8 protein-coding genes are annotated in these 8,110 nt (G+C 64.6%); 7 read left to right on the plus strand and 1 reads right to left on the minus strand.

Annotation, left to right across the window (positions count from 1 at the left end):
• Window positions 1-10 precede the first annotated feature (10 nt).
• The gene (locus BC443_RS16655) at window positions 11-766 is read right to left on the minus strand and encodes a FadR/GntR family transcriptional regulator (protein WP_071232951.1); all 756 of its coding nucleotides are present in this window, start codon (window positions 764-766) and stop codon (window positions 11-13) included.
• Between the two features lie 222 nt (window positions 767-988).
• On the opposite strand from BC443_RS16655, the gene BC443_RS16660 reads away from it, so the two are divergent.
• The 7 genes from BC443_RS16660 to BC443_RS16690 form a co-directional block, all read left to right on the plus strand.
• Window positions 989-1,729, plus strand: coding sequence for an SDR family oxidoreductase (locus BC443_RS16660; protein ID WP_071232952.1), 741 nt, complete (start codon window positions 989-991; stop codon window positions 1,727-1,729).
• Between the two features lie 160 nt (window positions 1,730-1,889).
• A complete protein-coding gene (locus tag BC443_RS16665; RefSeq protein WP_071232953.1) occupies window positions 1,890-2,732 on the plus strand; it encodes a fumarylacetoacetate hydrolase family protein in 843 nt (280 codons plus the stop codon).
• Between the two features lie 117 nt (window positions 2,733-2,849).
• Complete coding sequence (locus tag BC443_RS16670) at window positions 2,850-3,905, plus strand: zinc-binding alcohol dehydrogenase family protein (protein ID WP_071232954.1); 1,056 nt, start codon at window positions 2,850-2,852, stop codon at window positions 3,903-3,905.
• On the plus strand, window positions 3,902-5,554 hold the full coding sequence (locus BC443_RS16675; protein WP_071232955.1) for an altronate dehydratase family protein: 1,653 nt from the start codon (window positions 3,902-3,904) through the stop codon (window positions 5,552-5,554). Before BC443_RS16670 ends, BC443_RS16675 begins: the two co-directional genes overlap by 4 nt.
• On the plus strand, window positions 5,551-6,684 hold the full coding sequence (locus BC443_RS16680; RefSeq protein WP_071232956.1) for a mannitol dehydrogenase: 1,134 nt from the start codon (window positions 5,551-5,553) through the stop codon (window positions 6,682-6,684). The genes BC443_RS16675 and BC443_RS16680 overlap by 4 nt, the downstream gene beginning before the upstream one ends.
• Before the next feature lie 43 nt (window positions 6,685-6,727).
• Window positions 6,728-7,723 (plus strand): C4-dicarboxylate TRAP transporter substrate-binding protein, encoded by a 996-nt coding sequence (locus BC443_RS16685; RefSeq protein ID WP_139284358.1) that lies wholly within the window; start codon window positions 6,728-6,730, stop codon window positions 7,721-7,723.
• Window positions 7,724-7,919: 196 nt separating this feature from the next.
• The coding region (locus BC443_RS16690) for a TRAP transporter small permease subunit (protein WP_139284359.1) at window positions 7,920-8,110 on the plus strand (191 nt) is incomplete at its 3' end.

Raw genomic sequence — 8,110 nt, forward strand, 5'->3', positions numbered from 1 at the left:
CCACGCTTGCTCAGGCGTCGAAGAACACCCGCAGCACGTGATCCATGTGCACTTCCATCGCTCTCCGGGCCGCATCGGGATCATGGCTTTCGATCGCCGTCAGGATGCGCTCGTGATCGTCCTGGGACTGGCGCGGCATGTCGGTTTCCATGAACAGCTCCTGAAGACGTCGGAACATCTTGCCGTACTGGTGGCCGAGCAGGTGCTTGATGGTCATGGCATAGGCGGCGTTGCCCGAGGCCTCGGCAATACGAATGTGCAAAAGCCGGTCGCCGGCCTGGTTTCTCCCGCCGTGGCGATTGTCCTCGACGTTACGCGCGTAGGCCTCACGCATCGCGGCGAGATCGTCGTCGCTGGCGTTGATCGCCGCCAGCGCCGCCGTTTCCGGTTCCAGGTAACGGCGTGCCTGCAGCAACGAAAACGGCGGGATTTCCTGATCCAGATCGAGCTCGATCTCGCTGGCGAACTCCGGGTCGAGCCCCCACTCTTCCTGGCGCCGGGCCGCGCTCATCACCGAGCTGCCCACCTCCTCGTCGCGTTCAAGCACCAGTACGCCATGGCCGACACGAACCTCGACCTGGCCCACCACCTCCAGCGCGATCAGCGCTTCGCGCACCGACGCCCGGCTGACCCCCAGCTGCTGCGCCAGATCCCGCTCCGGCGGTAACAGCGTACCGGGGGGAAATTCCCCCTGGCGGATCAACACCAGCAACTGGTCGGCAATCTGGCGATAGAGCCGCTGTGCACGAATGGTCTGGATCGGCATCTATCGATCTCCCGGTTTCATGAGCAAGACGAATTAGACATTGGTCGCAATTTCCAACGCTTTTACCGGCTTGGCCGAGGCTATTAGACGTTTGGCGATTTGCGGGCCGTTTCCACAAAGGATAATACTCGGACCAAAGGTCAGGCCTTTAGACATTAGAACCAACCCTGCCCTGGGAAGCAAAAAACTCGGAATCAAAACCGCCTTCAGGAGCCATCGGCCATGCGACTCGCCAACAAGACCGCGTTGATTACCGCCGCCGGCCAGGGTATCGGCCGAGCCACCGTCGAGCGGTTCCTGGCCGAAGGTGCCCAGGTCATCGCCACCGACATCGATGCGGCCAAGCTGGAGGGGCTGGCAGGGGCTCAGTGCCATGTGCTCGACGTCACCGACGCGGAAGCCGTGCGGAGCCTGATCGAGTCGCTGCCACCGCTGGACGTGCTGTTCAACTGCGCCGGCACGGTGCCGAGCGGCTCGATCCTCGAATGCGAAGATGCCCAGTGGGCCTTCGCCCAGCGACTCAACGTCGACTCGATGTTCTACACCATTCGTGCCGCGCTGCCGGCGATGCTCGACAATGGCGGCGGCAGCATCATCAACATGTCGTCGCTGGCCTCCAGCGTGAAAGGCGTGGTCAACCGCTTCGCCTATGGCACCACCAAGGCTGCCGTGGTCGGGCTGACCAAATCCGTCGCCGCCGACTACATGACCCGCGGCATCCGCTGCAACGCGATCTGCCCGGGCACGGTCGACTCCCCTTCCCTGCGCGAGCGGGTCGCCGAGCAGGCGCGCCAGCAGGGCCGCACCACCGACGACGTCTTCGCCGAATTCATCGCCCGTCAGCCCATGGGGCGGCTGGGCAAGGTGGAGGAAATCGCGGCACTGGCGACGCATCTGGCCAGCGACGAATCCTCGTTCATCACCGGTACGGTGCAGATGATTGACGGCGGCTGGTCGAATTGATCGCCATCACGAGTTCTCGTAGCTCGTAGCTCGTAGCTCGTAGCTCGTAGCTCGTAGCTCGTAGCTCGTAGCTCGTAGCTCGTAGCTCGTAGCTCGTAGCTCGTAGCTCGTAGCTCGACATTAGACTCCCTTCGCTAACGGACACAGAAAAGGAAACCGCATGAAACTGCTACGCCACGGCCCGAAGGGTCAGGAAAAGCCCGGTATCGTCGATGCCAACGGCACCGTTCGCGACCTGTCCGGGAAGATCGATGACATCGCCGGCGACGTACTCGCCGATGCGGGTCTAGCGCAACTGGCGCAAATCGATCTCGCCAGCCTGCCGGAAGTCGCCGCGGGTACGCGTCTCGGCCCCTGCGTCGGCCGGGTCGGCAAGTTCATCTGCATCGGGCTCAACTACTCCGATCACGCCGCGGAAACCGGTGCCGAAGTGCCCGCCGAACCGGTGATCTTCAACAAGTGGACCAGCGCCATTTGCGGCCCCAACGACAACGTGGAGATCCCCCGCGGCTCGGAGAAGACCGACTGGGAAGTCGAGCTCGGCGTCATCATCGGCAAGGGCGGGCGCTATATCGACGAAGCCGACGCCATGGACCATGTCGCCGGCTTCTGCGTGGTCAACGATGTCTCCGAGCGTGAATACCAGCTCGAACGCTGCGGCACCTGGGACAAGGGCAAGGGCTGCGACACCTTCGGCCCGCTCGGCCCGTGGCTCGTCACCCGCGACGAAATCGCCGATCCGCATGATCTCGCCATGTGGCTCGAGGTCGACGGCAAGCGCTACCAGGATGGCTCGACCCAGACCATGGTGTTCCAGGTGCCGCACCTGATCGCCTACCTCAGCCGGTTCATGAGCCTGCAGCCGGGCGACGTGATCTCCACCGGCACCCCGCCGGGCGTTGGCATGGGTCAGAACCCGAAAGTCTTCCTCAAGCCGGGCCAGACCATGCGTCTGGGGATCGAAGGGCTCGGCGAGCAGCAGCAGCGCTGCGTCGAGAGCTGATGGACTAGGACTGGACGCCCCTCCGCCGGCTATGCCGGAGGAGGCGGTGGGCCAACATTGGCCTGACCATTGGGCCTATAGATCAACCTTGAGATCGCCATTTTCTGGAGCGCATACATGCAAGTCGTCGTCTGCTCGAAGCCGAACGAGATGACCCTCATCGACCGGCCGGTGCCCGATTGTGCGCCTGGCGAGGCCTTGGTAGCGATCCGCCGTGTCGGCATCTGCGGTACCGACATCCACGCCTTCGGCGGCAACCAGCCCTATTTCGTCTACCCCCGCGTGCTGGGCCACGAGCTCAGTGGCGAGGTTGTTTCCGCTGCTGACGGTGTCGATTCCGGCCTCGTCGGCCAGGCGGTCTACGTCATTCCCTATCTGCACTGCGGCGAATGCCGGGCCTGCCGCCAGGGGCGCACCAACTGCTGTCAGCATCTTGAAGTCGTCGGCGTGCACCGCGATGGCGGCATGGCGGAGTACCTGAACGTGCCCGCCTCGCACTTGATCCCGGTGCCGTCGCTGTCGCCGGAACAGCTGGCCCTGGTCGAGTGTCAGGCGATCGGCGCTCATGCCGTCCGGCGTGGCCAGGTCGAGCAAGACGAACTGGTCGTGGTGGTAGGAGCCGGGCCGATCGGCATCGGCGTGCTGCAGGTCGCCAGGAGTCGCGGCGCGCGGGTGGCCATGATCGATACCAATCGCGACCGCCTGGCCCTGTGCCGTGATGAACTCGGCGCGGACGCCGTCTGGCATGCCGTCGAAGACGACGTGATCGCGGAGATCGAAGCGATGAACGACGGCGCCCTGGCCGATGTTGTGTTCGATGCCACCGGCAACCCGAAGGCGATGAATCGCGGCTTCGATTTCGCCGGGCACGGCGGGCGCTACGTGCTGGTCAGCGTGGTCAAGGCCGACATCACCTTCAACGACCCGGACTTCCACAAGAAGGAGCTGACGCTGCTGGGCAGCCGCAATGCCACACGGGAAGACTTTGAAACCGTCACTCGCCTGATGGCCAGCGGCGATATTCTCACCGAGCCGCTGATCACCCACCGGGGGCGACTCGAGGAGCTGCCGACCCTGATGCCCCAGTGGTGCGCGCCCGGCAGTGGCGTGATCAAGGCAATGGTGACGCTCGAAAGCGCGGGCCACGACAGCACAGCGGAGCATCAAGCATGAATGACACCATCGGCACCGACAGCCCGGCTCGTATCACCCTGCGCATTCATCCACACGACAACGTGGCGGTGGCGCTGACCGACCTGCCCGCCGGTCGTCAGGTCGTCATCGACGACCACGCCGTCACGCTCGCCGACAACATCCGCCACAAGCACAAGTTCACGCTCGCGGCGCTGTCGCCGGGCGATATCGTCACCATGTACGGCGTGACCGTGGGCAAGGCAACGCGCGACATTCCCGAGGGCGGCGTGATCACTGTGGACAACGTCGCCCATGCCACGGAAAGCGACGAGGTCCGCCCCGGCAGCAAGTCGTGGACGCCGCCGGACGTGACGCGCTTCCAGGGCACGACCTTCGACGGTTTCCATCGCCCGGATGGTGGCGTCGGCACGGCCAACGTGTGGCTGGTCATCCCGCTGGTGTTCTGCGAGAACCGCAACATCGAGGTGCTGCGCCAGTGTGTCGCCGATGCGCTGGGGGACGATCCCTATCGCGACTACAAGCGCATGGCGCGCCAAATGCTGAGCGGCCAGAGCGACACGCCGGAGAGCGCCGATTCGTTCGACGCCACCGCGCCCAGACGTTTCCCCAACGTCGACGGCGTGCGCTTTCTGACCCATACCTTGGGCTGCGGCGGTACCGACGACGATGCCGAAGCGCTGTGCCAGTTGCTGGCCGGCTATATCTGCCATCCCAACGTGGCCGGCGCGACGGTACTGAGTCTCGGCTGCCAGAAGGCGCAGATTCAGATGCTCAAGGCGGCGGTGGCCAAACGCGATCCGCAACGGTTGCGCACGGTGGACTATTTCGACCAGCAGTCTTCCCCCAGCGAAGAAGCGCTGATTCGCAACGCCCTGCAGTCGATCTTCGACGGTCTGGCGGCCGCCGATCGTATTCCGCGCCAACCGGCGCCACTGGCCAAGCTCACGCTCGGCGTCGAGTGTGGCGGCTCCGACGGCTTTTCCGGCATTTCCGCCAACCCGCTGGTCGGCGCCGTGGTCGACAGATTGGTCGCCCTCGGCGGCAGCGGCATCCTCAGCGAGTTCCCGGAGCTGTGCGGGGTCGAGCACGAACTGGTCGCCCGCTGTACCGACGCCGCGGTCGCCGAACGTTTCCGCGATCTGATGCAGGCCTACCAGCGCCATGCCGCCGCGGTGGGGGCCGATTTCGCCATGAATCCGTCTCCGGGCAACATTCGCGACGGTTTGATCACCGATGCGATGAAATCCGCCGGTGCGGCCAAGAAAGGCGGCGACGGGCCGGTAGTCGACGTGCTCGATTACACCGAGCCGCACCGTCGCCCCGGCCTCAGCCTGCTCTGCTCGCCGGGCAACGACGTCGAATCGACCACCGCGCTGGCCGGCTCCGGCGCCAATCTGATCGTGTTCACCACCGGTCTCGGCACACCCACCGGCAACCCGGTGACGCCAGTGCTCAAGATCGCCAGCAACAGCGAACTGGCGACCCGCATGCGCGACATCATCGATTTCGACGCCGGCCCCATCGTGCGCGGCGAACGCGGCATCGACGAGCTGGCCGAGGAGCTGCTGGCGCTGTGCATCGAGGTCGCGTCGGGACGCCATCGCTCGCATGCCCAGCGTCTCTCCCAGCACGACTTCATTCCCTGGAAGCGCGGGGTATCGCTATGACGCTCTCCAGGCACATCAACGACTACCGCGACGCCGGTATCGTCCAGTTCGGCACCGGACGCTTCCTGCTCGCCCATGTCGACGCACTTGTGTCCGAATCGCTGGAGAAGGGAAACAGCGATGAGCGCATTCTGGTGGTGCAGAGTTCGACCCGCGAGGAAGGCAAGCGCAAGGCGCGCTTGCTCACCGAGCAGCGCCGCTATCCCGTGCGGATTCGCGGTCGGCGCGACGGCGAAACGATCGATCGCAAGCAGACCGTCGACAGCATCGCCGGCTGCCTGATCGCCGCCGAACAGTGGGAAGCGCTCAAGCGACACGTGGTCGAGCACGCCCGCATCATCGTCTCCAACACCGCCGACAACGGCTACGACATTGGAGACGACTCGAGTCTCGCGACAGTGCCGACGAGCTTTCCCGGCAAGCTGACCCACCTGTTGCGGGCCCGCTTCGAAGCCGGTAACGATGGCCTGACGATCCTGCCCTGCGAGCTGATCGAGCAGAACGCCCGGCAGTTGAAGTCGCTGGTGAGGGCAATGGCCCGCCGCGACGGCGGGGCGACGGCCGATAACGCGGCGTTTCTCGACTGGCTGGACAACCGCTGCGTATGGGCCGACACGCTGGTCGACCGCATCGTCTCGGCGCCGCTCGAACCGCTCGGTGCCATCGCCGAACCCTACGCGCTCTGGGCCATTGTCCGCCAGCCGGGCATGGCGATCCCCTGCGTGCATCCGGATGTCGAGATCGTCGACGATCTGACCCCGCAGGCGATATGCAAGCTGCACATTCTCAACCTGGCCCATACCTATCTGGTCGACCGATGGCAGCAAGCCGGTCGCCCGGTCGAGTTCGTGCGCGAGGCGATGGAGTGCGCCGCGCTGGTCGATCCGCTGCGCGCCACCCTTGAAGAGGAGGTCTTGCCGACGCTCGCCGCCGAACTGCCCATGAACCAGCTGGAGCCGTATCTGGCGGTGACGATGGAGCGGTTCGCCAACCCCTTCCTCGATCATCGCCTCGACGATATCGCCCAGCATCACGCCGCCAAACTGCAGCGACGCCTGCAGCCGGTGGTGGACAAAGCACGCCATCAAGGGCGTGCCACCCCCAGGCTCGACGAAGCGTTGAGCCGATGATCCCAACAAGAAGTCCACAACACGACAACACTGGAGTACGCCCATGATGACTCATCGATTCTTCCGCTTCACCGCTTCACTCACCCTGGCCGGCCTGAGCACGCTCGCGCTCACGGGCATGGCCCAGGCCGCGACCGAAATCCGCGTCGCCTACGGCAATCAGCCCGGCGAGCCGGTCGATGTCGCGGTCAAGGAATGGGCGAAAAGCGTCGAGAAAGCCAGCGACGGCGAACTGACGCTGAAGGCGTTCCCCGCCAGCCAGCTCGGCGGCGAGACCGAGGTGATGGAACAGGCGCGCTTCGGCTCGCCGCTGATCACCATCACCGCCTACTCGAACTTCATGAGCTCGGTACCGGACCTCGCCGTCCTCGACGCGCCCTACCTGGCCGACGATTTCGACAGCAAGCTCAAGGTCTTCGACTCCGAATGGTTCGCCGAACAGGAGCAGAAGGTCGAGGAATCCGGCTATCACATCGTGATTCCCAACAGCGTCTACGGGGTGCGTCATTTGCTCTCCCGGGAAGCGATCGCGACGCCGGAAGATCTGGCCGGGGTCAAGGTGCGGGTACAGAACTCGCCGATGTACGTCGCCGCGATCGAAGCAATGGGCGCGGTGCCGACGCCGATGTCGCTGGGCGATGTCTATCCGGCGCTGGCCCAGGGTTTGGTCGACGGTGTCGAGAACCCGCTGCCAGTGCTGTATGGCGGCAAGTTCTACGAGGTAGTGAAGAACCTCAACCTCACCGCCCACATGCATACGGTCGCGCCGTTCGTCACCGGTGAAGCGTTCTGGCAACAGTTGAGCCCGGAAGATCAGAAGATCCTCACCGAGACCGGCCAGGAGATGGCCAAGAACCTGCGCAGCCTGGTCGAGAAGGAGACCGAAAAATCGCTCCAGCAGTTGAAGGATGCCGGCGTCCAGGTGCACGAGGTGGATACCGCCCCGTTCCGCGAGCGTGCCCAGCAGGAAGTCCCGGCGGCGTTCCCGCAGTGGAGCGAGGGGCTGTACCAGCAGGTCAGCGACATCATCAACGGCTGACAAAATCGCCGGGAGCGATTTTGGACGTCGCATAGCGACGGCCCGAAGGGCGACCGCCAGGGATGGCGGTCGCAATCTCGATGCCTGCGCGGACTCGGCGTCCCCAACGAATCGCGGCGTTGCGCGGGGCTATCGATATACCGCTGCTCAATGCCGCGACTTGGGCCGTCGCTCACGCTCTAGGAGTTGAATATCCATGCAAACGTTCTTCAAGGCGCTCGACCGTCTGATGCGGCTCGATGAGGTGATCGCCAGCCTGGCGCTGTTCGGGCTTTTCGTGGTCGCCATCGCCAACGTCTTCATGCGTTATCTGTTCTCGTCGCCGCTGGCCTGGAGCGAGGAGATCCTGCAGCTGTTGATGGTGTGGGCGACGTTCCTCGGCGCCAG

The sequence above is a fragment of the Salinicola sp. MIT1003 genome (assembly GCF_001858555.1).
In the GTDB taxonomy this organism is placed as follows: domain Bacteria; phylum Pseudomonadota; class Gammaproteobacteria; order Pseudomonadales; family Halomonadaceae; genus Salinicola; species Salinicola salarius.